Genomic DNA, 21,876 nt, shown 5'->3' with positions numbered 1-21,876 from the left:
CTCATCCCCCGAGCGATGGCGCGCCCAGCGCGTTGGCCCGCTGAAAGGCCGGGCGCGCGGTGAGACGGTCGAGATAGGCGCGGGTCTGTGGCTTCAACGAAGCCCCAAGCCCGATCGTCTCGGCCAGATAGAGCGCGTAGCCGACGGCGATATCGGCGGCGGTGAAGCGGTCGGCGGCGAGATACTCGTGCTCCTCCAGCCGGGCGTTCACCAGTTTCAGCCGCGAGAAGAACCATTGCGTGTAATCCTCGACCACCTGCGGCTGGCGGCGGTCCTTCGGCTCGAACCGTCCGTAGCGCAGAAGCAGCGTCTGCGGGAAGGTCAGCGTCGCGTCGGAATGGTAGAGCCAGTTCAGCCAGTCGCCATAGGCCGGATCCTCGGGCGCGAGGGCCAGCCCCCCCTCGCCATAGCGCCGGGCGAGGTAATGGGCGATGGCGGAGGATTCGGTCATCCGGGTCGCGCCATCAGTGAGATAGGGCACGGTGCCCAGCGGGTTGATCGCGGTATAGCCGGGGTCGGTCAGCCGGGGCGGGAATTGCAGCAGGTGCAGCCGGTAGTCCAGCCCCAGCTCCTCGAGCGTCCAGAGCGCGCGGAGCGAGCGGGAATCCTTGCAATGCCAGAGTTCGATCATGATTCCTCCGGGGTGATCTCGATCAGGGTTTGACGGGCGCGGACCTGCGCGCCCGGTGTCAGCATCAGCGCCGTGACGCGCCCGGCAATGGGCGCGCGCAGCGGGTGTTCCATCTTCATCGCTTCCAGGACGGCGAGGGTCTGGCCCTTCTCGACCCGCGCGCCTTCGGCCACCAGCACCTGCACGACGCTGCCCGCCATGGGCGCCAGGATCCGGCCATCGGCGCCCTCGTCCTTCGCCGCGGCCGGGGCCAGGGTGATGTCGGTCAGGATCAGATCGCCGAGGTGCAGCGTCGCCCCCTCGCGCGCATGGGGCAGGTCGCGGGCGATCCCGTCGATCCGGGCGCGGACATGGGAATCGTTCCGCGATTCCAGCGTGATGCGGCGCCCGTCTTCCAGTGTCGCCGTCGTGCCCTCCAGCAGCAGAGAGACCGCGACGGGCCCCGAGGCGGTGTCGAAGCGGCGGGTGAGCCGGGGGGAGGGGCCGGTGGAAAAGCCGAAGCGCGGCGCCGGCGCCCCGGCCAGCACCAGCACGGCCAGCGCCAGCAGGGCCGGGTCCGCTTCGGGCGGCGCCAGGGTGAAGTCGCGGGTCAGGAAGGCCGTGGTCGCCTCGCCCGCGGCAAAGACCGGATGCTCGATCACCTGCCGCAGGAAGGGCAGGTTCGTCCGCAGGCCCAGAAGCTCGGTCCGCGCCAGCCCTTCGGCCAGCGCCTGCCGCGCCGCCTCGCGCGTCTCCCCCCGGGCGATCAGCTTGGCCAGCATCGGGTCGAATCCCGCGCCGATTGCCTGCCCCGGCGCCAGCGCATCATCCGAGCGCAGCCCCGCCCCCGGTCGCCAGGCCAGCACCCGGCCGGTCTGCGGCAGAAAGCCATTGGCCGGATCCTCGGCATAAAGCCGCAGCTCGATGGCATGGCCGCTGAGCGTGATCTCCTCCTGCGCCAGCGGCAGCGGCTCGCCCCGCGCCACCCGGAACTGCCACTCGACCAGATCCAGCCCGGTGATCGCCTCGGTCACCGGATGCTCGACCTGCAACCTTGTGTTCATCTCCAGAAACCAGAAGGCCCCGTCTTCCAGCAGGAATTCCACCGTCCCCGCGCCGACATAGCCGCAGGCCCGGGCCAGCGCGACCGCTGCGGCGCCCATCCGCGCCCGCAGCGCCGGGTCGACAGCGGGCGACGGCGCTTCCTCCACCACCTTCTGATGCCGCCGCTGGATCGAGCAATCCCGCTCGCCCAGATGCACCACATTCCCGTGCCGGTCGCCAAAGACCTGCACCTCGATATGGCGCGGGTTCAAGAGCGCTTTCTCGACGATCAGGCTGCCGTCACCGAAAGCCTTCAGCGCCTCCGAGGCGGCGCGGTCCAGCGCCTCGGGCAGGTCGGCGAGGTCGGTGACCAGACGCATCCCCTTGCCGCCGCCGCCCATCGCCGCCTTGACCATCAAGGGCACGCCGATGGCCTCGGCCGCCTCCGGCCCGCCCCCGGGCAGGACCGGCACGCCCGCCGCCGCCGCGGCCGCCTTGGCCCGGCCCTTGTCGCCCATCAGCGCGATGGCCTCGGGCGGGGGGCCGACGAAAATCAGCCCCGCCTCGGCGCAAGCCCTTGCGAAGCCGGCATTTTCCGACAGGAACCCATAGCCCGGATGCACCATCTCCGCGCCGGTGGCCCGGGCCGCGGCGATCACCGCCGCCCCGTCCAGATAGGACGGCACCGCCACCGCCAGATCCGCCGCCCGCGCATGCGGCGCCTCGCCCTCGCCCGGCGCATGCACCGCGACGCAGCCATAGCCCAACGCCCGCGCCGTGCGCATCACCCTCAGCGCGATCTCGCCCCGGTTGGCAACCAGCACCCTCATAGCCGCGCCACCCCGAAGGTCGACGGCCGCGTGATCCGCGCCCCCTCGGTCGCGATCAACCCCAGTACCAGCCCCAGGATGTCGCGCGTCTGGCGCGGGTCGATGATCCCGTCATCCTCCAGCCGGGCCGAGGAAGCCAGCGCCGTCGTCGCCTCCGCCAGCATCGCCGCCGTCCCCTGTTCCAGCGCGTCGAGCTTCGCCGCGTCCACGGCGCCTGCGCGCGCCATCGCCGCCTCGGTCACGATCCGCATCACCTGCCCCGCCTGCGCCGGCCCCATGACCGAGGTCCGGGCATTCGGCCAGGCGAACAGGAACCGCGGATCGAAGCCCCGCCCGCACATCGCGTAATTCCCCGCGCCATAGCTGCCGCCGACCACCACCGAGATCTTCGGCACCCGGGCATTGGCCACCGCCTGGATCATTTTCGAGCCGTGTTTGATGATGCCCGCCCGCTCGGGCTCGGTCCCCACCAGAAAGCCGGTGGTGTTGTGCAGGAACAGCAGGGGGATACCGGCCTGATCGCACAGCTGGATGAACTGCCCCGCCTTCGCCGCCCCCGGCGCGGTGATCGGGCCGTTGTTGCCAATGAGGCCGATGGCGTGCCCCTCGATCCGCGCATGGCCGCAGACGGTCGCCGCGTCGTACTCGGGCTTGAAATCGAGGAACGCCGACCCGTCCACCAGCCGCGCCACGATCTCGCGGCAATCGTAGGGCTGGCGGGGATCGGCCGGCACCAGCCCCATCAGGTCCGTGGCCGGGAACAAGGGCGCCTCGACCACCCCCGGCCCCTCATCCCGGGGCCAGGGCAAGGCGGCGATCACCGCCCGCGCCAGCCGGATCCCGTCCGCGTCATCCTCGGCCAGGTAATCGCCGACGCCCGAGACCTGGGTATGCATCGCCGCACCCCCCAGCTCCTCGTCCGTCGCCACCTCGCCGGTCGCCGCCTTCAGCAGCGGCGGTCCGGCCAGATACATCGTCGCCTGCCCCCGCACCATGATGACGTAATCGGACAGCCCCGGCTGATAGGCCCCGCCCGCGGTGGCCGAGCCATGCACCAATGTCACCTGCGGAATGCCCAGCGCCGAAAGCCGCGCCTGATTGGCGAAACCCCGCCCCCCCGGAATGAAGACCTCATGCGCATATTGCAGATTGGCGCCCCCCGACTGGCTGAGCGAGACCAGAGGCAGCCGGTTCTCCCGCGCCACCTCCTGCAGCCTGAGCTTCTTGGCCAGCCCGTCCGGCGTCACCGTCCCGCCCTTCACCGCGAAATTGTCGATGACCACCACACAGGAGCGCCCCTCGATCCGCCCGATCCCGGCGATGGCGCCCGCTCCCGCCCCGGTCCCGTCCTTGTCGCCATAACGCTTCCAGCCGGCATAGGGGCAAAGCTCCAGCCAGGGCGCACCCGGGTCCAGCAGCAGCGCCAGACGCGCGCGCGGCAACACCTGCCCCCGCTTGGCGTAACGCGCCCGCACCGCCTCGGCCGCCGCCTCGACCGCCTCCCGCACCGCCAGAACCGGCGCCAAAGCCGCCTCCATCGCCGCCGCATTCGCCGCGAAAGCCGCGCTCCCTGCGTCCATAGATGCGCTCAGAACCGCCACCAGCGCCCCCTCATCTTTGTTCTGCAAATATCCTCGGGGGGCGGGGCCGGCACGGCCCCGGCGGGGGGCAGAAAGCCCCCCGAGGCGCGCCGAACCCCCTCAACGGGGGTGAGGCGCGCCGCCTCCCTCACGCCAGCCCCCAGAGAACCCGCGCCTCGGCGGCGGAGGCGACCGGGCGCCCGGCCTCCCGCGCCACCGAGGCCAGAGCCGCGACCAGATGGCCATTGCCCCGGGCCCGCGATCCGTCCGGCAGATAGAACGTATCCTCCAGCCCGCTGCGCAGATGACCGCCCAGTTCGGCGGCGCGGCGGTGCAGGGCCCAGACCTCGGCCCGGCCGATCACCGTCGCCTGCCAGGGACAACCCTCGGGCCGGTATTTCAACAGGAGCGGCAACAGTTCCGGGTCCGCCGGCATGCCCGAGGCCACGCCCATCACGAAATTCACCTGCGGCGCCGTCACCATCCCGGCCTCGACATACATCCCCACCGACCGCACGATCCCGGTGTCGAAACACTCGAACTCGGGCTTCGTCCCGGTCTCGGCCATGACGCCGACGATCTCGGCCACCTTCTCGACCGGGTTGTCGAACAGCATCGGCGGCCAGGCCCAACCGCCATCCGCGCGTGTTTTCAGATAATTGAGCGATCCCGCGTTGCAGGCGGCGATCTCGGGCCGCCCCGCGCGCAGGCAGGCGATCGGCCCCGACTGGTCGCGCCCCACGACGCCGGTGGTGAAATTCAGGATCACCCCCGGGCAGACCTCGCGGATCGCGTCGGCCACTTCGACCGCCAGCGCCGGGTCCCAGCTGGGCAGATGCCCCCGCCCATCGCCCTGCTGGCGGAAATGCACATGCATGCAGACCGCGCCCGCCTCCCAGGCCTCGCGGGCGCTGGCGGCCAGCTCGGCGGGCGTCACCGGCACGGGATGCACCCGTGGATCGGTCAGCACGCCGGTCAGCGCGCAGGTGATGATGGCCGCGTCGGGCATCGGCTCCTCCCCATTTCGGTCAGCCTAACCGCCCGGGGACAGCCCAAGCAAGCGCTTGGTTGTGTTCCGCCACGTCACGGGCTAGACCTTGCCCATGCAGGCGCCGCTCTTCGATCCCGACAAACCCCGCGACCGGCTTCTCGCCGCCGCCGCGCGGCTGTTCCGCCAGCGGGGCTATGCCGCGACCACGGTGCGCGAGATCGGGGCCGAGGTCGGGATCCTCTCGGGTTCGCTCTTCCACCACGTCCGCTCGAAGGAGGAGATCCTCTTCGCCGTCATGGAGCGGGTGATCGCGGCGATGCTGGCCGATCTCACCGCGGAACTCGCCCGGGCCGAGAGGGCCGAGGCCCGCCTTCGCGCCCTGATCGCCGTCGAACTGACCTATCTGCACGGCCCGGCCGCCGATGCCACGGCGGTGCTGTTCCATGAATGGCGCGCGCTCTCGCCGGACCGGCAGGCGGTGCTGCTCGATGGCCGCAGCGCCTATTTCGCGCTCTGGGACCGGGTGCTGGCCGAGGCGGAAACGCCGCTGGACCCCGCCGTCCTGCGGCAATTCCTGCATGGCGCGCTGGCCTGGACCAGCTTCTGGTATCGGCCCGCGGGGGCGCTGGATCTCGACGGGCTGACCGCGCAGGCGCTGGCCCTCTTGCAGGGGGCCGCCCTCCCCTTGCGCTGAGCCGCCACCCGCCGCAGGATGGCCCGCCGGATCCGAGGTCTGCCCATGCCCCACATTGCCGAGCCCGCCGAGTGATGACCGGACCGGACCGGACCCCCTGGGGCGGCGGCCCGACGCGGCCGCGCCGCCCGCTGGGCCTGAAGGGCGCGCTGGCGCTGCTGCTGCTCTGGGCGCTGGCCACGCTGGCCAATATCTTTCCGTTCCTGACCGGCGGGCTGCTGCTGGCGCCCCTGCCGCAGGCGCTGGCCACGCTGATCCTGCTGACATGTCTGGGAATTTTCCGCTGGTCGGATACCGCGCTCGGCATGCCGAGGCCCGGCTCGCTGCGTCTCTTCTGGCTGCCCTTCCTCTATCTGGCGGCCCTCGGCGCGGGGATCGTGGCGCTCGGCGGCCTGCCCGGCGCGCTGTTCCTGGGGCTGGCGGCGGCGATGGTCTGGGTCGCGCTGTCCGAGGAACTGATGTTCCGCGGGCTGCTCTTTCCGGCGCTACGCCGGCGGTTCCGGCCCTGGCCCGCGATCTGGCTGACCAGCCTGATGTTCGGCGCGGTGCATCTGGGCAACGGCTGGGCCGAGGGGCTGCACGGGCTGGCGCTGGCCCAGAGCCTCGCCGCGGTCTCGACCGGGCTGGTCCTGCTGGCGATGCGGCTGCGCAGCGGGTCGATCCTGCTGCCGATGCTCTATCATTTGCTGTGGAACATCGGCGTTCTCGGGCTGGACCATGCGCTGCTCCGGCAGGGGGGTGCCCCCGGCTGGCTGGCCGACCCGAACCCGCTGGCGCAGATCGCGGTTTCGCTGGCGCTGGTGCTGCCGAACGGGCTTTACGCGCTCTGGCTGATGCGGGATGTCGGGCGGGGCGCGCTGCCCGGGGATGTCCCCGGACCCGAGGCGGGGATTGGTAGCCGCTGAGGGACTCGAACCCTCACGCCCATCCGGGCAACGGATTTTAAGTCCGGTCTGTCTACCATTCCAGCAAGCGGCCCCGCCCCTCCTCATAGCAGGCGGGCCGGGGCGCTCAAGCCCCGCGTGTCTCGTGCCAGCGGATAAACCAGTCGAAGCTGTCCGGGTTGGCCATGGAATCGCGGTTGACCACCCGGGCCGGGTCGCCGCCGAGGAACAGTTTCTTCACCGGCACCTCCAGCTTCTTGCCCGACAGCGTGCGCGGCACCTCGGGCACCGCCTCGATCAGATCGGGCACGAAGCGGGGCGAGACCTCGGCCCGGATCCGGGCGCGGATGCGGTCCATCAGCGCCTCGTCCAGCGCCACGCCCGGGGCGGGGACGACAAAAAGCGGCATGAAACTGGCCCGCCCCAGATATTCGCAATCGATGACCAGCGAATCGGCGATCTCGTCCAGCGCCTCGACCACCCGGTAGATCTCGGACGAGCCGAGCCTCAGCCCGTGCCGGTTGATCGTCGCATCCGAACGGCCATAGATCACCGCGCCGCCGTCCCCGGTGATCTCGATCCAGTCGCCGTGGCGCCAGACGCCCGGGTAGGTGTCGAAATAGCTGTCCAGATAGCGCCGGTTGCCGGGATCGTTCCAGAAATACAAAGGCATGGCAGGCAAGGGCTCGGTGCAGACCAGCTCGCCCACCTGATCGAAGACCTCGTTGCCCGCCTCGTCGAAGGCCCGGACCGCGTTGCCGAGGAAGCGGCATTGCATCTCGCCCGCGCGGACCGGCAACATCGGATTGCCGCCGACGAAAGCGCCGCAGAGGTCGGTCCCGCCGGAGAGTGGCGCGAGCCAGAGGTCGGATTTGACCGCAGAATAGATCCAGTCATAGCCCTCGGGCGAGAGGGGCGAGCCGGTCGAGCCGAGGTGCCTGAGCGCCGAGAGGTCCAGCGTTTTCGGCTCGATCCCGGCCTTGAGGCAGGATTGATAGAAGGCCGCCCCCGCGCCCAGATGCGTCAGCCTCTCGTCGGCCGCGGCGCGCCACAGCGCCATCAGGTCGGGATAGCCCGGCGCCACGTCGAAAAGCACCACCGCCGCGCCGTTCATCAGCGCGAAGAACTGGGTGTTCCACATGATCCAGCCCGAGGAGGTCAGCCAGCAATAGCGGTCGCCCGGGTGCAGATCCATGTGCAGCGCCGATTTCGCGCATTCGACCAGGATGCCGCCATGGCCATGGACGATGGGCTTGGGGTTGCCCGTGGTGCCCGAGGAATAGACGATCCAGAGCGGGTGATCGAAAGGCACGGGGACCGGCGCCGCGGGCTCTCCCGCCAGCGCCCGCCAATCCGACCAGCCGGGGGCAAGGCCGTTCAGCCCCGGCACCATCAGCCGCGCGCTGAGCGAGGGCAGGCCCGCGGCGATCCCCTCGATCTGCGCCCGGCGGTCGATGGGTTTGCCCGCCAGGGTGTAGCTGTCCTGCGCGATCAGCACCTTGGGCTCGATCTGGCGGAAACGGTCCAGCACCGCGGTCGGCCCCATGTCAGGCGCGGCCTGCGACCAGATCGCGCCCAGGCTGGTGACGGCAAGGAACGCCACCATCGAGTCCGTCGTGTTGGGCAGGATGGCGACCACCCGGTCCCCCTGCCCCACGCCCAGCGCCCGAAGCCCGCCCGCCTTGGCCGCCACCTCGGCCGCCAGCGCCCGCCAGCTCAGCTCGCGGCGGCCGAAGGTCTCGGATAGCCCGATCAGCGCAGGCGCGTCGGGATCGGTCGCGGCATGGGCCAGCACCTGCGCGGCCAGCGAGCAGCGGGCGCCCGGAAACCACTCGGCGCCGGGCATCTCGCGCCGCCCCAGAACTGCGCCGTGGCCCCGGATGTCGAGCCCGGCGTAGTCGACCAGCGCCGACCAGAAGCCCGGCAGATCGCCGACCGACCAGCGCCAGAGCGCGTTGTAATCGGCGAAGGAAAGCCCGCGTTCGGCCTTGAGCCAGCGGATGAAATCCGCCATGCGGGTTGCCTCTGCGCGCTCGGGCGTGGGCGCCCAGAGGATGGGCCGTGCCTCGGTCATGCTGTCCTCCCTGTTGCCCCTTCGTCGCCCGAAGCGGGCGGCGGATCAAGACCCGGCTTCCCGGCGGGCCCGACCTGTGCCACGCTCGGCGCAGGATGCTGATCGGGGCCTTTCTCCTCTTTGCCGGGCTGACGCTGGCGGGGTGCCTCGCCGGGGGGCTGGCCCTGGCGATGCGGGTGGCGCCCTATCGCGGCAGCCGGGAAAGGCTGCGCTGGTCGGTCTGGCTTGCGATCTACGTCACCACCTTCCTGGCCTGCCTGCCGGCGCTGGCGGTGTTTCTGGGGCTGATCGACTTCGAGAGTCCCCCGACGCTGTGGCTGCTGCTGCTGGCCGCCCTGGCGACCGGCCTGCCGCTGCTGATCCCGGCCGCACGGCTGCCGCGACACGAGGCGCCGATCCTCGGCTGTCTCGCGCTTGCGGTGATTCTGGCGGCGGTGGCGCTGATCCCCGTCTCGGGCCAGATCCGCGCCGCGCGCGAGGCGCTGCACGGTGATTGCCGCGACCGGAGTCAGGGTCTGGAGGCCCGGATGGCCTGCATCGCCCATGTCGATGACTGGCTTTCCCTGCCGCAGGAAGCACGCCGCCACTGACGCAAAGTCACACGCCTCCGTGACGCTACGTTAGGCCGCTTGACCGTTCCGGCGCAGGCTTTAGGCATAGGACACCCAAAGGGAGGACCGAGAATGCTTGGGCAGATGATGAGCCAGCCGCTGCTGATTTCCAGCCTGCTGGTGCATGCCGACCGACACCACGGCAACCGCGAGATCGTCACGCGCCGTCCGGAGGGCGAGATTCACCGCACGACCTGGCGCGGCATCGCCGGGCGCTCGCGCCGCGTCGCCAATGCGCTGGAGGGGCTGGGGATCAAGCAGACGCAGCGGGTGGCGTCGCTGGCCTGGAACACCGACCGGCATATGGAGCTGTATTACGGGGCCTCGGGCGCGGGCATGGTGCTGCACACGCTGAACCCCCGGCTGCATCCCGATCAACTGGTGTGGATCGCCGATAACGCGGGCGATCAGGCGCTGTTTTTCGACATCACCTTCCTGCCGCTGGTCGAGGCGACCGCCGCCCGCTACGCCACCGTCAAGCATTTCATCCTGATGTCGGACCGCGCGCATATGCCGGCCGCGACCAAGATCCCGGGGCTGATCTGTTACGAGGACCTGCTGGAGGCCAGCTCGGACGCCTATGACTGGCCGCAGCTGGACGAGAATCTGGCCTCGTCCCTGTGCTACACCTCGGGCACCACGGGCAATCCCAAGGGTGTGCTCTATTCCCACCGCTCGACCGTGCTGCACGCTTATGCCGCGGTGGCGCCCGATGCGCTGAACCTCAGCTCGCGCGACACGATCCTGCCGGTGGTGCCGATGTTCCACGTCAACGCCTGGGGCCTGCCCTATGCCGCGGCGATGACCGGCGCCAAGATCGTCTTCCCGGGCGCGGCGATGGACGGCAAGTCGCTCTATGACCTGTTCGAGGGCGAGGGCGTGACGCTGTCCGCCGGGGTGCCCACCGTCTGGCAGGGGCTTCTGGCCCATACCGAGGCCAACGGGCTCAGCTTCTCGACCATGCGGCGCACGGTGATCGGCGGCTCGGCCTGCCCGCCCGCCATGCTGCGGGCCTTCGACCAGAAATACAACGTGCAGGTGCTGCACGCCTGGGGCATGACCGAGATGTCGCCCTTGGGCACCGTCTGCACGCTGAAGGGCGGTCAGGAGGGGCTGAAGGGCGAGGATCGCTACAGCGTCCTGTCCAAGCAGGGCCGCGCCATCTATGGCGTCGACATGAAGATCGTCGGGCCGGATGGCAAGGAACTGCCCTGGGACGGCAAGACCTCGGGCGAGTTGCTGGTGCGTGGTCCCTGGATCGTCGACAGCTATTACAACCGCCATGGCGAGGACATCCTGCGCTTCGACGATGCCGGGCTGGGCTGGTTCCCGACGGGTGACGTCTCGGCCATCGACCCGGACGGGTTCATGCAGATCACCGACCGGACCAAGGATGTTATCAAGTCGGGTGGCGAGTGGATTTCCTCGATCGACCTCGAGAACATCGCCATGGGCCATCCCGGCATCGCCATGGCCGCCTGCATCGCCGCGCATCACCCGAAATGGGACGAGCGCCCGCTCTTGGTGGTGATGAAGAAGCCCGATGCGAAAGTGACGAAAGAGGACGTGCTGGCCTGGTTCGACGGCAAGATCGCCAAATGGTGGCTGCCCGATGACGTGGTCTTCGTCGAGACGATCCCGCTGGGGGCGACCGGCAAGATGCAGAAGAACAAGCTCAGGGACGAGTTCAAGGATTACGTCCTGCCGACGGCGTGACGGAGGAAGGGGCGGCGCGAGCCGCCCCTTTGTCTTGGCGCGGGCGCGGGACGGTGCGTGCGAGCACGCACCCTACGGGGTGGAGACGGACCTTTACCCGGAACTTTCGCGGAGAGGGCGATGGCGGGGTGAAACCCCACCCTGCAGAGTGCCACTTCTTGGGGTCTCACCCTCACCGCCAACAATCGGCCTGCCCCTGCTACCGACGCCCGTAGGGTGCGTGCTCGCACGCACCGTCCCGGCGCCTGCGGGCTGGGGTTTCACCCCACCATCGCCCCCCTCACCGCCACCAATGCGCGTAGCTCGCCACGCTTCCCTGCAGCTTCGCCAGCAGCCTGAGCCGCCAGCTCCCCCGCGCCGTCCTGCCGCTGGCCAGCCGCTCGACCGCCAGTTCCGGCGGGCAGATCTCGCGCGTCACCGGGTCCAGATACCGCGGATAGGCGATCAGCGCCGCATGGGTCAGCCGGTCGAGATCGGGCCGCGGATAGACGCCCAGCCGCCGCCCGGGCACTTCCCCCAGATCCTCGGTCAGGCCCCAGCCGGCGTAGAAGGGCGCGCCCAGCGTGGTGACCGGGATGCCGCGCAGCAGGGCCTCGAACCCCAGACCCGAGGTCATGGTCCAGACCCGGTCGGCCAGCGCCAGCGCCGCCCCGGCCTCGACCCCGTTCAGCACCAGATCGACCGGCGGCTCCACCACCTTGCCCGGCCGCAACCCCGCCTCCACATCCGGGTGCGGCTTGTAGAGCAGGATCGCCCCGGGATGCGCCGCCCGGGCCGCGAGGATCAGCGCGCGGTTGCTCCGGACCTCCCCCGCCCCCAGCCGGATCGAGGCATCGTCCTCGACCTGCCCGGGGATCAGGATCACCGGTGCGCCCGGCCTCTCGGCCGTGAGCGCCGCCACCGCCGCCGCCGCGTCCGGGCCGGGGCCGAGGTTGTACTTGGTCACCCCCGCCGCCAGGATCACCCGGCGCAGCCGCTCGGCCCGGGCGGCGCCTCCCGGTGGCAGGGGCCCGGCGATCAGCCGCTCCAACCGGCTCTCGCGCGTCGGATCGTAGTAGATGCCGAGGTCATCGACGGCCAGTGATAGGGGCGGCACCAGTTCGGCGCCCAGGCCCCGCGAGCGCAGGAAACCGTCCTCGACCCGGAGCCCCGCGAAATCCTCGGGCGCCTGCGAGGCCCAGGCCAGCGTCGCCCCTTCCGCCCCGAAGCGCACCGGCGTCTCGCGTCCGAAGAAATCCTGCAGATGCGCCCGTTTCCAACGCCGCATCCCGAGGGCGACATGGCCATGGCGGTCCTGACGAAAGGCGGTGAGGCGGGCCTCCATCTGGTCCAGAACCTCTTCGAACGGGCAGAGCCGGTCGCGGAGCGGGTCGTACCAGAGCGGATAGACCAGCATCGCCAGCGCGAAAAGCTGCACCCGGGTCAGCTGCCGCTGGCGGCGGGGCGGCGCGTTTTCGTCGTCGGACAGGCCCCAGCCAGCATAGAAGGGCTGGCCGAAGACCCGGGGCCGGTGACCGGCCAGGATCGCCTCGAACCCCATCTGGGAGGCGACGGTATAAACCCCGACCGCGCCTTCGAACAGCGACCAGGGCGAATGCGGCCCGTCGACGAAGGCGACGCGCCCCGTGGCATCCCCTGCGCCGTAATAGCCCGGCCGCGCGCCCGAGGCAGTTTCGGGATGGGCGCGGATCAGGACGCGGGCACCGGGGTTCTCCTCCTGCGCCATGACCAGCATCTCGCGGAAGCGCCGCTCGGGCCGCGCCAGCCCGCCATGGGTCAGCGAGGCGTCGCCGCGCACCTGATCGACCACCAGCACATAGCCGGGCGGCGGCGGCTCCAGCCCCGGATCATGGGTGTTGTATTTGGACAGATGCAGCGCGCGCAGCCGCTCCAGCGCCAGCCGGGCCCGGGCGATCAGCGCCCCGTCGTCCAGCGCATGGGTGGCCAGCAGGACCTCAAGCTCCGAGGGCTGGGCCGGGTCGTAATGCATGCCCAGCCGGTCGAGCAGCAGGCCCATCGGCGGCCCGCCCCCGGCGCGTCCGGGCCTCAGTGAGCGGATCCAGGCATCCTCGATCCGCCAGAGGGGGGCGCCGGTGCGGGCGGCCAAAGCCTCGGCCCGCCGGGCGCGGGGCGCATGGCCCCAGGCGATCACCGCGTCCTCCGCGCCGGGCCAGCCCAGCGTCGGGCGGGCCACGGCCAGTTCCAGGATGCGGCGCAGGCGCCTCGCGGTGGCGCCCGGGCCGAGGAACCCGCCGCTGGTGGCGATCAGGCGGCGCGGGGAACGGCTGTCACCCGGCATCGCGGGCCCCGCCCGGTCAAGGGCTGGTCGCCCGGTCGATGGCTGTGATCGCCGAGCCGGTGGCACTGAGCGCGCCGGTGAGCGTGGCGATCTGGCGGTTCCAGCGGACGGCCGAGGCTTCGGTCACATAGATCGAATCGCCGTCGCGGATCTGGAAGTCGCGGGCCATGAACATGCCGTTCGGCGCGGTCAGGTCCAGCACGTAGACGATGCGCGTGTCGCCCTGCAGGTTGGGCATGCCCAGCACGTTGCGCGCCACTTCGGCCGGTTCGTCGCGGAACACGAAGACGCCGGTCGGATCGGCCCGCGCGGCATCGAGCCCGCCGACCTGGGCCAGAGCCTCGATCGCGGTCAGTTCGCGCTGGTCGAAGGTAATCAGCGCCTGGCTGCCGGTCGCGCCCATGACGGTGAAGCGCCGCTGGTCCTGTTCGACGAAGATCCGGTCGCCGCCGCGCATGGCGATGTCGAGCTGCGGATAGCGGAAGAGGTCGTCAAGCCAGACCCGGTCGATGACCGAGCCGCGGGCCACGGTGACCATGGCGGTCTGGGTTGGCACGCTGACGCCGCCCGCGGTGGCGATCATGGCGGTCAGGCGGCGGTTCGGACGCTCGATCGGATAGACGCCCTGTGCGCCGACCCGGCCGACGACACTGACCGTGGCCCCGTCGCCGCCGGTGCGGCTGACATAGACCTGCGGGTCGGGCGTCTGCTGGTCGAGCTGTTCGGCGATGGCCGAGCGCAGCCCCTCGGGCGATTGGCCCGCGGCACGGACGCGGCCGGCGAAGGGGACGAAGATATAGCCCTGATCGTCGACCTGAAGCTCGGTCAGCCGGGCGCCGGGGGTGTCGGCCGAGGTCAGCAGCCCCTCGGGCACGTTTTCGAACACGGTCACCGAGACGGTATCGCCGGTGCGGATCGTGTCGCCGCCCAGAAGCCGCGCGTGGCGCAGCGCGTCCGAGAAGCCCAGCGAGGTCGGGACGTTCGCGGCCCGGTTCACCCGGTCGCCGACGGCGACGATATAGCTGTCGCCCTCGCGCAGGACCGAGCCTGCGAAGATCTCGTTCATGGTCGGGCCCGGACGTGGCGCGGTGCAAGCCGCGACTCCCGCAACAAGGACACCGAGCGCCAGCGCGCGAACGCGGCGGGAAGGTCTGACAAACACTGCTCGGGCTCCTTTAATGGATCTGCCTCAAGTTTTTTACGCAAGTATACGCAGAAGCGTCAGAATTTCCAAGTGGGGATTGCCGTGGGCGGCTGTCTGACGGCCAAAGGTCTGACGGCTGGCCGGGCCCGGCAAGATACAGGTGATCCCCGCCAGAGGCCTCCCGCATCTTGTGCCGCCCCGGCTCAGGGCACAAGCCGCAAGTGTTGCCGTGGCGCCGCACGTCCGGCGATCAGCGCCGAATAGGGATCCTCGGGCGAGAGGATCAGGTCGACCACCTGCCGCAGGAGCTGCCGCCGCCCGGCGGCGGAATAGAAGCCCCCCGGCAGTTGCGAGGTCTCCAGCAGGAATCGCCGGTAGTCGCGGTAGGCGCGCAGGTCGGGGCGGGTCGGATGGGCGAAGAACTCGGGCAGCGGCTGGGTCGAGACGAATTCCGGCTTGTCATAGACCGCGGCGCCGAAGACCTTGAGCGGCATGCCCCGCCACAGCACCTGCTGCGCGGCGGTGGAATTGACGGTCACGGCCGAGCGCGCGTGGTTCAGCAGGCCCGCCAGCTTGCCGCCACGGATGAAATGCACGCGATCCGCCACGCCCAAGGCCCCGGCGATGCGGGCGATATCGGCCTTCAGCTTCGTGCGGCCGTCCTCCAGCGGATGGGCCTTGAACACGAGGTGATGGTGGCGCGGCGCGCCCTCGGCAAAGCCGCGGATCGCCACCTCCAGAAACTCGGTCATCGTGCGGAAGGGCGAGTGCTGCTGGAAGCTCGCGTCATGTTCCAGCTGCAAAAGCGCCAGATGATAGGGGAAGCCGCCCGTGCGCACCCGCCAGGTGGCCAGCCGCCGCTCGATGGCGTGGAAGGGCATCATCACCAGCCGGTTCAGGTGCAGGCGGAATTCCTGAACCACGTTCAGCGCCCGGTGCGGGCGGAAGCCCTTGTAGGCGCCGTTGGCCAACAGGATCCGCGCGTGATAGGCAAAGCCGTAATAGACGTGCTGGCGCATGTCGCCCCAATGCGCGGGGGCGTCGATCAGGTCGGTCTCACAATTCTCCAGCGCCTGGCGCATCTGCGGGATGGACAGCTCCATCAGCCGCGAATGGCCGTTGGCCCCGCCCCGCTCGTAGGTCACCCACCAGGGGCGCAGGTAGCCTTCCTCGAAGACATGGACGGTGATGCCGTGGGCATGGGCCTGACGCACCGCTTCGGCATGGATGAAGCGGGTGTCGCCGTAGAGCACGAGGTCCGTGGTCCCCTGCCCCGCGAATTCCCGGGCGATGGCGGCGGGCCAATCCTCGGGCGTGCCGGTATAGGGCACATAGCCCTCCCGCCCCCAATAGGCCTGATCGCCGCGGTTGAAACCGATGCGCCGGACCTCGGCCCCGGTGCGGCGCAGCATGGCGCCCAGATCGCGAAAGAACGGTCCGTGCGGGCCTTGCAGAAAGAGGAAACGGCGCCCCTCGCCGGTGGTGCGTATCATGTGCCTGCCTCTGCCCTTGGGGTGTTCCCCTTTGTGGAAAAGGATGCCAGAGAGGAGGCCAGTGTTAAACCCCGATGATGGCCGAATTTTGGCCCGCCCGGGGCCCTGGAACGGAGAGACGCGCATGTTCACCGGAATCATCACCGATATCGGCCGGGTCCTGTCGGTCGAGCAGCGCGGCGACCTGCGCGCGCGGATCGCCACGGGCTATGACGTGGAGGGGATCGAGATCGGCGCCTCGATCGCCTGCGACGGCGTCTGCCTGACGGTCGTGGCGCTGGGGCGGATGCCGGAGAACTGGTTCGACGTCGACATCTCGGCCGAGACGGTCGACAAGACGGCGATCGGCCGCAACCTCTGGTCGGCGGGCAAGCGCCTCAACCTCGAACGCGCGCTGAAGGTCGGGGACGAGCTGGGCGGGCATATCGTCTCGGGTCACGTCGATGGCGTGGCCGAGGTGATCGGCGTCGCCACCGAGGGCGACAGCACCCGCGTGCGGTTCCGCGCCCCCGAGGCGCTGGCGCGGTTCATCGCCCCCAAGGGCTCGGTGGCGCTGAACGGCACCTCGCTGACGGTGAACGAGGTCGAGGGCGCGGTATTCGGCGTCAACCTGATCCCGCATACCCAGCAGGTCACCACCTGGGGCGATGTTGCAATCGGCGATCCGGTCAATCTGGAGATCGACACGCTGGCGCGCTACGTCGCCCGGATGCAGGATTGGGACAAGGGTCTCTGACAGCCCCGTGAGGGGTCAGAGCCGGTCGCGCGGAATGGCGATCAGCCCCATCTGCTGCGCGGCATCGAGCGACAGCACGCCGCTGTCCAGCCCCTGCGGCGCCTGATAGCGGCGCACGGCCTCGGTCGTCTCGGCATCCATCGTGCCGGTGATCGGCCCGGCATAAAGCCCCCGCGCGCTGAGCGCCCGCTGCAAGGAGGCGGTGAGTTCGCCATCCAGCTGTTCCGGGCAGGGCACGGCGAACAGCCGATCCTCGGCCGGGCGCAGCGTGGTTTCTTCGGGCTGCAGGCCGCTGCGACCCTCGACCGCGACAAAGCGGGTCTCGGTCAGGGCCGGCACCCGGTCGGTCGCCCAGCAGGCCCCCGCCGGCACCACGGCGGCGCGGCCGGCCTCGGGCGCGGGCTGGGCCCGGCTCACGGTGGCCTCGGGATCGGCGGCCTGACAGGCGCCGAGGGCGAGGGTGACCAGAAGCGGAAGAGCGAAGCGAAGCATGACGACCCCAAACGCGCGATTCGGCGTATTGTTTCCTGACATGCGGATAATCTGGCGTCGGATCGGGGCATTTTCCGGGCAGAGAAACGGCGCACCGGGGGCGCAGGCGGCACCATTTCGCGGCGCGCACCCCATGCAGGCCCGTGCCTCCGCAACTCTGGTCAAACGCCCCGGCGTGTTTTATGTCGGGGCTGACAGAGGGCGGACGAGGCAAGAATGGTCAAGATTACCTATATCGAGTTCGACGGGACGGAGCATGTCATCGACGTGGCCCCGGGGCTCACGGTCATGGAAGGCGCGCGCGACAACGGCGTGAACGGCATCGAGGCCGATTGCGGCGGCGCCTGCGCCTGTTCGACCTGCCATGTCTATGTGGACGAGGCCTGGGTCGGCAAACTGCCCCCCAAGGACCCGATGGAAGAGGACATGCTGGATTTCGCCTTCGAGCCCAATCCGGCGCTCTCGCGGCTGACCTGCCAGATCAAGGTGACGCCTGCCCTCGAGGGTCTGGTGGTGCGTCTGCCCGAGCGGCAGATCTGATCCATGGCGCTCAGCGTCAAGCGCCAGTTGCAGATCTGGGGGGTTCTGGCCGCCCTGCTGATTCTGGCGCTGTGGCGGCTGGGCGACGTGATCCTGCCCTTCGTGCTGGGCGCGGCGCTGGCCTATTTCCTCGACCCGCTGGCCGACCGGCTGGAGCGGCTGGGAGCCAGCCGGACGCTGGCGACGGTGCTGATCTCGCTGATCGTGCTGCTGGTCTTCGTGCTGGCGATCCTGCTGGTCGTGCCGCTGCTGGTCGAGCAGTTCCAGGCCCTGCGCGAGGCGATCCCCAGCCTTGTCGACCGGGCCTATACGCTGGCCACCGAACGCCTGCCCTCGATCGCCGATCCCGAATCGACGCTGCGCCAGTCGCTGGCCCAGATGGGCGAGGCGATCCAGTCCCGCAGCGGCGAGCTGGTCAACGCGGTGCTGGGATCGGCCTGGTCGGTCCTCAACGTCGTGCTGTTGATCGTCGTGGTGCCGGTGGTGGCCTTTTACCTGCTGCTCGACTGGGACCGCATGATCGCCCGGATCGACGACATGCTGCCGCGCGACCACGCCCCCACCATCCGCCGCGTCGCGGCCGAGATCGACCGCACCGTGGCCGCCTTCGTGCGCGGCATGGGCACGGTCTGCCTGCTGATGGGCGTCTATTATGCCGCCGGTCTCATGCTGGTCGGGCTGCAATTCGGGCTGGTGATCGGGGCGATCACCGGGCTCATCACCTTCATTCCCTATGTCGGGGCGGTGATCGGCGGCATGCTGGCGCTGGGGCTGGGGCTGGTGCAATTCTGGGGCGACTGGGTGCAGCTGGGGCTGGTCGCGGCGGTCTTCGTCGCCGGGCAGGCCATCGAGGGCAATGTGCTCACGCCCAAGCTGGTGGGCCGCTCGGTCGGCCTGCACCCGGTCTGGCTGATCTTCGCGCTCAGCGTCTTCGGCGCGGCCTTCGGCTTCGTCGGCATGCTGGTGGCGGTGCCGGTGGCGGCGGCGATCGGCGTGATCGCCCGCCATTTCGCCGGGGTCTACCGCGAAAGCGCGCTCTATGCCGGGACCAACAGCGACGGCGCGCCGCGCTCGTGGGTCCTGCGCGACACGCCGCCCCGGGTGGCCGGAGACGGTGATGACGGACCGGAAATTCCCTGAACAATTGCCGCTGGCCCTGCCCAGCGACGCGGCCATGGGGCGCGAGGATTTCCTCGAAGCGCCGTCCAACGCGCAGGCGGTGGCGGCGCTCGACGATCCGCGCGGCCTGCCTGCGGGGCTTTCGGTGCTGGTGGGGCCGACCGGCTCGGGCAAGACGCATCTGGCGCATGTCTGGGCCCGGCGGGTCGGCGCCCATTGGCAGCCGGTCCAGCACTTCCGCGCCGACCTGCCCGCCCTGCTGGCGCCCGGCGCCCCCCTCAAGGTGGTGATCGACGACGCCGCGACGCTGGCCGGGACCGGCGGCGAAGAGGCGCTCTTTCATCTCATCAACCATCTTCGCGGACGGGGCGAGCTGCTGCTCACCGCCCCCGTCCCTGCCCGAGACTGGGGCCTGGCCCTGCCCGACCTCTATTCGCGCCTGTCGGCCGCCGCGCATCCGGCACTGGCCGAACCCGACGAGGCGCTGCTGGCCGCGGTGCTGGTCAAGCTGTTCACCGACCGGCAATTGCAGGTCGACCCCGGCCTGATCGACTTCCTGCTGCCCCGGATGGAGCGTTCGCTGGCCGCGGCAGGCGCGCTGGTCGCCCGGATCGACCGCCGCGCGCTGCAGCTCAAGCGCCCCGTCACCGTGCGGCTGGCGAGCGAGGTTCTGGCCGAAGATCTCGACAAGGACGGGGACTCAGCCGCATCATGAAGACCGTCACCCAAGTGTCGCAATTGCGGGCTAACGAACGCTCATGAGCACCGCCGATTTCCTCCATGGCCCGTTCCCCGCGCCCATCGATCCGCCCGAAGGTTTCGATCCGTCGGCGCCGGGGCGTTTCTTCAACCGCGAATTGTCCTGGATCGCCTTCAACTGGCGGGTCCTGGACGAGGCCTCGAACCCCCGCGTGCCGCTGCTCGAACGGGTGCGGTTCCTGTCGATCTCGGCCACCAACCTGGACGAGTTCTATACCGTCCGTGTGGCCGGCCTGCGCGAGCTGTACCGCTCGGGCAACATCACGCCCTCGCTGGACGGGATGACCGCCTATGAGCAGCTGACGCTGATAAACGAGGACGCCCGCCGCCTCATGCTGACCCAGCAGGAGACGTTCCGCGCCCTGCGCAGCGAGCTGGAAAACGAGAAGATGGTGATCCTGGATCGCCAGGCGCTGACCGAGGCCGACCGCGCCTTCCTGGGCGAATATTTCCTGTCGAACGTCTTCCCGATGCTCTCGCCGCTGGCCATCGACCCGGCGCATCCCTTCCCCTTCATCCCCAACGCCGGTTTCTGTCTGGCCCTGACCATCGAGCGGCGGGCCGACGGCCTCAGGCGCAGCGCGCTCCTGCCGGTGCCGCAGCAGATCGACCGCTTCATCCGCCTGCCGGCCGAGGGGCTCGCCTATCGCTTCCTGCCGCTGGAAGAGCTGCTGCTCGACCAGTTGCAGGCGCTTTTCCCGGGCTATGTCGCGCTGAATTCCTGCGCCTTCCGGGTGCTGCGCGATTCGGACATGGAGGTCGAGGAAGAGGCCGAGGATCTGGTCCGCGAATTCGAGGTGGCGCTGAAGCGCCGCCGCCGGGGCGAGGTGGTGCGCCTGACGCTGACCGCCGGGGCCGAGCCCACGCTCAAGGCGCTGGTCATGCAGGAGCTGGAGGTCAACTCGGACGAGGTGATCGAACTGGACGGCCTCCTGGGCATGGCCGACCTCAAGGAACTGGTGGTGGACGGGCGGCGCGACCTGCAATGGCCGCCCTTCAGCCCCCGGGTGCCCGAGCGGGTGCAGGACCACGAGGGCGACATGTTCGCGGCGATCCGCCAGAAGGACATGCTGCTGCACCACCCCTATGAGACCTTCGACATGGTGGTCCGCTTCCTGACGCAGGCGGCCTCCGACCCCAACGTCCTGGCCATCAAGCAGACGCTCTACCGCACCAGCCGCGACAGCCCGATCGTCGACGCGCTCTGCGAGGCGGCCGAGGCGGGCAAATCCGTCACCGCCTTTGTGGAACTGAAAGCCCGTTTCGACGAGGCCGCCAACATCCGCCAGTCGCGCCGTCTGGAACGCGCGGGCGCGCATGTCGTCTATGGTTTCATCCAGTACAAGACGCATGCCAAGATCTCGGCCGTGGTGCGGCGCGAGGGGGACAAGCTGGTCACCTATACCCATTGGGGCACCGGCAATTACCACCCGATCACCGCGCGGATCTATACCGACCTCAGCCTTTTCACCTGCAACGCCCCCATCGGGCGCGATGCGGCGCGGGTCTTCAACTTCCTGTCGGGCTATGCCGAGCCCGAGATGCTGGAAAACCTCGCCATCTCGCCCCTGTCGCTGAAAAGCCGCCTGCTGGAACTGATCGCGCGCGAGGCCGATCATGCCCGCGCCGGACGCCCGGCGCAGATCTGGGCCAAGATGAATTCCGTGGTCGACGAGGACGTGATCGACGCGCTCTATGCCGCCGGTCAGGCGGGGGTGCAGATCAGCCTCGTGGTACGCGGGATCTGCGGGCTCAGGCCCGGCATCAAGGGCTTTTCCGAGAATATCCGCGTCAAGTCCATCGTCGGCCGGTTCCTGGAACATTCTCGGATCGTCTGTTTCGGCTCGGGCTTCGGCCTGCCCTCCGATCAGGCGCGGGTCTTCATGTCCTCGGCCGACTGGATGGGGCGCAACCTGCTGCGGCGGGTGGAAACCCTGGTCGAGATCAAGAACAAGACCGTCAAGGCGCAGATCGTCAGCCAGATCATGGCCGCCAACCTCTATGACGAGGCGCAAAGCTGGGTGCTGGACGGCAACGGCCGATACCTGCGCGACCCGCAGAGCGGCGATCCCGACCGGCCGATGTTCTCGTGCCATCGGTTCTTCATGGAGAACCCCTCGCTCTCGGGTCGTGGATCGGCCGGGGCGCGGGATGTGCCCGAGCTGGCGCATACCCCCGACTGACAGCCGCGGTTGACGCCGCGCCGCGGCACTGACTAGATGACCCTGCTGCCAATGACGAAAGAGACAGGCCATGGATG

At 69.8% G+C, this 21,876-nt stretch carries 18 protein-coding genes and 1 tRNA gene; 9 read left to right on the top strand and 10 right to left on the bottom strand.

Annotated elements, in window-relative coordinates; genetic code table 11:
• Position 1: 1 nt before the first annotated feature.
• The 4 genes from DDE23_RS02150 to DDE23_RS02135 all read right to left on the bottom strand — a co-directional run bounded on the left by DDE23_RS02150 (position 2) and on the right by DDE23_RS02135 (position 5,073).
• The gene (locus tag DDE23_RS02150) at positions 2-631 is read right to left on the bottom strand and encodes a glutathione S-transferase family protein (protein WP_107749735.1); all 630 of its coding nucleotides are present in this window, start codon (positions 629-631) and stop codon (positions 2-4) included.
• Positions 628-2,484, bottom strand: coding sequence for an acetyl/propionyl/methylcrotonyl-CoA carboxylase subunit alpha (locus DDE23_RS02145; RefSeq protein WP_107749734.1), 1,857 nt, complete (start codon positions 2,482-2,484; stop codon positions 628-630). Before DDE23_RS02145 ends, DDE23_RS02150 begins: the two co-directional genes overlap by 4 nt.
• Positions 2,481-4,064: an acyl-CoA carboxylase subunit beta gene (locus DDE23_RS02140; RefSeq protein ID WP_107749733.1), complete on the bottom strand. Its 1,584-nt coding sequence runs from the start codon at positions 4,062-4,064 to the stop codon at positions 2,481-2,483. Before DDE23_RS02140 ends, DDE23_RS02145 begins: the two co-directional genes overlap by 4 nt.
• A 148-nt stretch (positions 4,065-4,212) precedes the next feature.
• A complete protein-coding gene (locus DDE23_RS02135) occupies positions 4,213-5,073 on the bottom strand; it encodes a beta-keto acid cleavage family enzyme (protein WP_107749732.1) in 861 nt (286 codons plus the stop codon).
• Between the two features lie 94 nt (positions 5,074-5,167).
• Here DDE23_RS02135 and DDE23_RS02130 point away from each other — a divergent pair, with 94 nt between their 5' ends.
• Both DDE23_RS02130 and DDE23_RS02125 read left to right on the top strand, forming a co-directional pair.
• Positions 5,168-5,749 (top strand): TetR/AcrR family transcriptional regulator, encoded by a 582-nt coding sequence (locus DDE23_RS02130; protein ID WP_107749731.1) that lies wholly within the window; start codon positions 5,168-5,170, stop codon positions 5,747-5,749.
• A 74-nt stretch (positions 5,750-5,823) separates the two neighbouring features.
• Positions 5,824-6,654 carry a CPBP family intramembrane glutamic endopeptidase gene (locus tag DDE23_RS02125; RefSeq protein WP_107749730.1) on the top strand — a complete coding sequence of 277 codons (831 nt, stop codon included), beginning with the start codon at positions 5,824-5,826 and terminating at the stop codon, positions 6,652-6,654.
• On the opposite strand, the gene DDE23_RS02120 is transcribed toward DDE23_RS02125, so the two are convergent.
• Together DDE23_RS02120 and DDE23_RS02115 are read right to left on the bottom strand one after the other, a co-directional pair.
• Positions 6,642-6,727, bottom strand: a tRNA-Leu gene (locus DDE23_RS02120). The genes DDE23_RS02125 and DDE23_RS02120 overlap by 13 nt on opposite strands.
• Before the next feature lie 33 nt (positions 6,728-6,760).
• Entirely contained in the window at positions 6,761-8,707 is a 1,947-nt protein-coding gene (locus DDE23_RS02115) for an acetoacetate--CoA ligase (RefSeq protein WP_107749729.1), read from the bottom strand.
• A 95-nt stretch (positions 8,708-8,802) separates the two neighbouring features.
• Here DDE23_RS02115 and DDE23_RS02110 point away from each other — a divergent pair, with 95 nt between their 5' ends.
• Both DDE23_RS02110 and DDE23_RS02105 read left to right on the top strand, forming a co-directional pair.
• Positions 8,803-9,297, top strand: coding sequence for a hypothetical protein (locus DDE23_RS02110; RefSeq protein WP_107749728.1), 495 nt, complete (start codon positions 8,803-8,805; stop codon positions 9,295-9,297).
• Positions 9,298-9,390: 93 nt separating this feature from the next.
• Positions 9,391-11,034 carry a 3-(methylthio)propionyl-CoA ligase gene (locus DDE23_RS02105; RefSeq protein ID WP_107749727.1) on the top strand — a complete coding sequence of 548 codons (1,644 nt, stop codon included), beginning with the start codon at positions 9,391-9,393 and terminating at the stop codon, positions 11,032-11,034.
• 280 nt (positions 11,035-11,314) lie between these two features.
• On the opposite strand, the gene DDE23_RS02100 is transcribed toward DDE23_RS02105, so the two are convergent.
• From DDE23_RS02100 to DDE23_RS02090, 3 genes are all read right to left on the bottom strand, one after another.
• The gene (locus DDE23_RS02100; protein WP_107749726.1) at positions 11,315-13,333 is read right to left on the bottom strand and encodes a capsular polysaccharide biosynthesis protein; all 2,019 of its coding nucleotides are present in this window, start codon (positions 13,331-13,333) and stop codon (positions 11,315-11,317) included.
• Positions 13,334-13,349: 16 nt separating this feature from the next.
• Positions 13,350-14,399, bottom strand: a complete 1,050-nt coding sequence (locus DDE23_RS02095) for a polysaccharide biosynthesis/export family protein (RefSeq protein ID WP_107749725.1) — start codon at positions 14,397-14,399, stop codon at positions 13,350-13,352.
• 281 nt (positions 14,400-14,680) lie between these two features.
• Positions 14,681-15,970 (bottom strand): capsule biosynthesis protein, encoded by a 1,290-nt coding sequence (locus DDE23_RS02090; RefSeq protein ID WP_107749724.1) that lies wholly within the window; start codon positions 15,968-15,970, stop codon positions 14,681-14,683.
• A 124-nt stretch (positions 15,971-16,094) separates the two neighbouring features.
• Between DDE23_RS02090 and DDE23_RS02085 the strand changes: the two genes are divergently transcribed.
• Positions 16,095-16,706, top strand: coding sequence for a riboflavin synthase (locus DDE23_RS02085; RefSeq protein ID WP_107749723.1), 612 nt, complete (start codon positions 16,095-16,097; stop codon positions 16,704-16,706).
• Positions 16,707-16,721: 15 nt separating this feature from the next.
• On the opposite strand, the gene DDE23_RS02080 is transcribed toward DDE23_RS02085, so the two are convergent.
• Positions 16,722-17,198: a peptidoglycan-binding domain-containing protein gene (locus tag DDE23_RS02080; RefSeq protein ID WP_107749722.1), complete on the bottom strand. Its 477-nt coding sequence runs from the start codon at positions 17,196-17,198 to the stop codon at positions 16,722-16,724.
• A gap of 216 nt (positions 17,199-17,414) precedes the next feature.
• On the opposite strand from DDE23_RS02080, the gene DDE23_RS02075 reads away from it, so the two are divergent.
• From DDE23_RS02075 to DDE23_RS02060, 4 genes are read left to right on the top strand one after another with little or no spacing between them, the layout of a single operon-like run.
• A complete protein-coding gene (locus tag DDE23_RS02075) occupies positions 17,415-17,738 on the top strand; it encodes a 2Fe-2S iron-sulfur cluster-binding protein (RefSeq protein ID WP_107749721.1) in 324 nt (107 codons plus the stop codon).
• A gap of 3 nt (positions 17,739-17,741) precedes the next feature.
• Positions 17,742-18,878, top strand: a complete 1,137-nt coding sequence (locus tag DDE23_RS02070) for an AI-2E family transporter (protein WP_107749720.1) — start codon at positions 17,742-17,744, stop codon at positions 18,876-18,878.
• Entirely contained in the window at positions 18,856-19,572 is a 717-nt protein-coding gene (locus tag DDE23_RS02065; protein WP_107749719.1) for a P-loop NTPase family protein, read from the top strand. The genes DDE23_RS02070 and DDE23_RS02065 overlap by 23 nt, the downstream gene beginning before the upstream one ends.
• Positions 19,573-19,615: 43 nt before the next feature.
• The gene (locus DDE23_RS02060) at positions 19,616-21,799 is read left to right on the top strand and encodes an RNA degradosome polyphosphate kinase (protein WP_107749718.1); all 2,184 of its coding nucleotides are present in this window, start codon (positions 19,616-19,618) and stop codon (positions 21,797-21,799) included.
• Positions 21,800-21,876: the final 77 nt, after the last annotated feature.

The sequence above is a fragment of the Pararhodobacter aggregans genome (genome assembly GCF_003075525.1).
Lineage (GTDB): Bacteria > Pseudomonadota > Alphaproteobacteria > Rhodobacterales > Rhodobacteraceae > Pararhodobacter > Pararhodobacter aggregans.
This window is presented reverse-complemented; position numbering and strand designations above follow the sequence as displayed.

Coding starts and splice junctions, on each gene's coding strand:
- DDE23_RS02150 (WP_107749735.1), bottom strand. CDS start 631: ATGATCGAACTCTGGCATTGCAAGGATTCCCGCTCGCTCCGCGCGCTC.
- DDE23_RS02145 (WP_107749734.1), bottom strand. CDS start 2,484: ATGAGGGTGCTGGTTGCCAACCGGGGCGAGATCGCGCTGAGGGTGATG.
- DDE23_RS02140 (WP_107749733.1), bottom strand. CDS start 4,064: ATGGACGCAGGGAGCGCGGCTTTCGCGGCGAATGCGGCGGCGATGGAG.
- DDE23_RS02135 (WP_107749732.1), bottom strand. CDS start 5,073: ATGCCCGACGCGGCCATCATCACCTGCGCGCTGACCGGCGTGCTGACC.
- DDE23_RS02130 (WP_107749731.1), top strand. CDS start 5,168: ATGCAGGCGCCGCTCTTCGATCCCGACAAACCCCGCGACCGGCTTCTC.
- DDE23_RS02125 (WP_107749730.1), top strand. CDS start 5,824: ATGACCGGACCGGACCGGACCCCCTGGGGCGGCGGCCCGACGCGGCCG.
- DDE23_RS02115 (WP_107749729.1), bottom strand. CDS start 8,707: ATGACCGAGGCACGGCCCATCCTCTGGGCGCCCACGCCCGAGCGCGCA.
- DDE23_RS02110 (WP_107749728.1), top strand. CDS start 8,803: ATGCTGATCGGGGCCTTTCTCCTCTTTGCCGGGCTGACGCTGGCGGGG.
- DDE23_RS02105 (WP_107749727.1), top strand. CDS start 9,391: ATGCTTGGGCAGATGATGAGCCAGCCGCTGCTGATTTCCAGCCTGCTG.
- DDE23_RS02100 (WP_107749726.1), bottom strand. CDS start 13,333: ATGCCGGGTGACAGCCGTTCCCCGCGCCGCCTGATCGCCACCAGCGGC.
- DDE23_RS02095 (WP_107749725.1), bottom strand. CDS start 14,399: ATGAACGAGATCTTCGCAGGCTCGGTCCTGCGCGAGGGCGACAGCTAT.
- DDE23_RS02090 (WP_107749724.1), bottom strand. CDS start 15,970: ATGATACGCACCACCGGCGAGGGGCGCCGTTTCCTCTTTCTGCAAGGC.
- DDE23_RS02085 (WP_107749723.1), top strand. CDS start 16,095: ATGTTCACCGGAATCATCACCGATATCGGCCGGGTCCTGTCGGTCGAG.
- DDE23_RS02080 (WP_107749722.1), bottom strand. CDS start 17,198: ATGCTTCGCTTCGCTCTTCCGCTTCTGGTCACCCTCGCCCTCGGCGCC.
- DDE23_RS02075 (WP_107749721.1), top strand. CDS start 17,415: ATGGTCAAGATTACCTATATCGAGTTCGACGGGACGGAGCATGTCATC.
- DDE23_RS02070 (WP_107749720.1), top strand. CDS start 17,742: ATGGCGCTCAGCGTCAAGCGCCAGTTGCAGATCTGGGGGGTTCTGGCC.
- DDE23_RS02065 (WP_107749719.1), top strand. CDS start 18,856: ATGACGGACCGGAAATTCCCTGAACAATTGCCGCTGGCCCTGCCCAGC.
- DDE23_RS02060 (WP_107749718.1), top strand. CDS start 19,616: ATGAGCACCGCCGATTTCCTCCATGGCCCGTTCCCCGCGCCCATCGAT.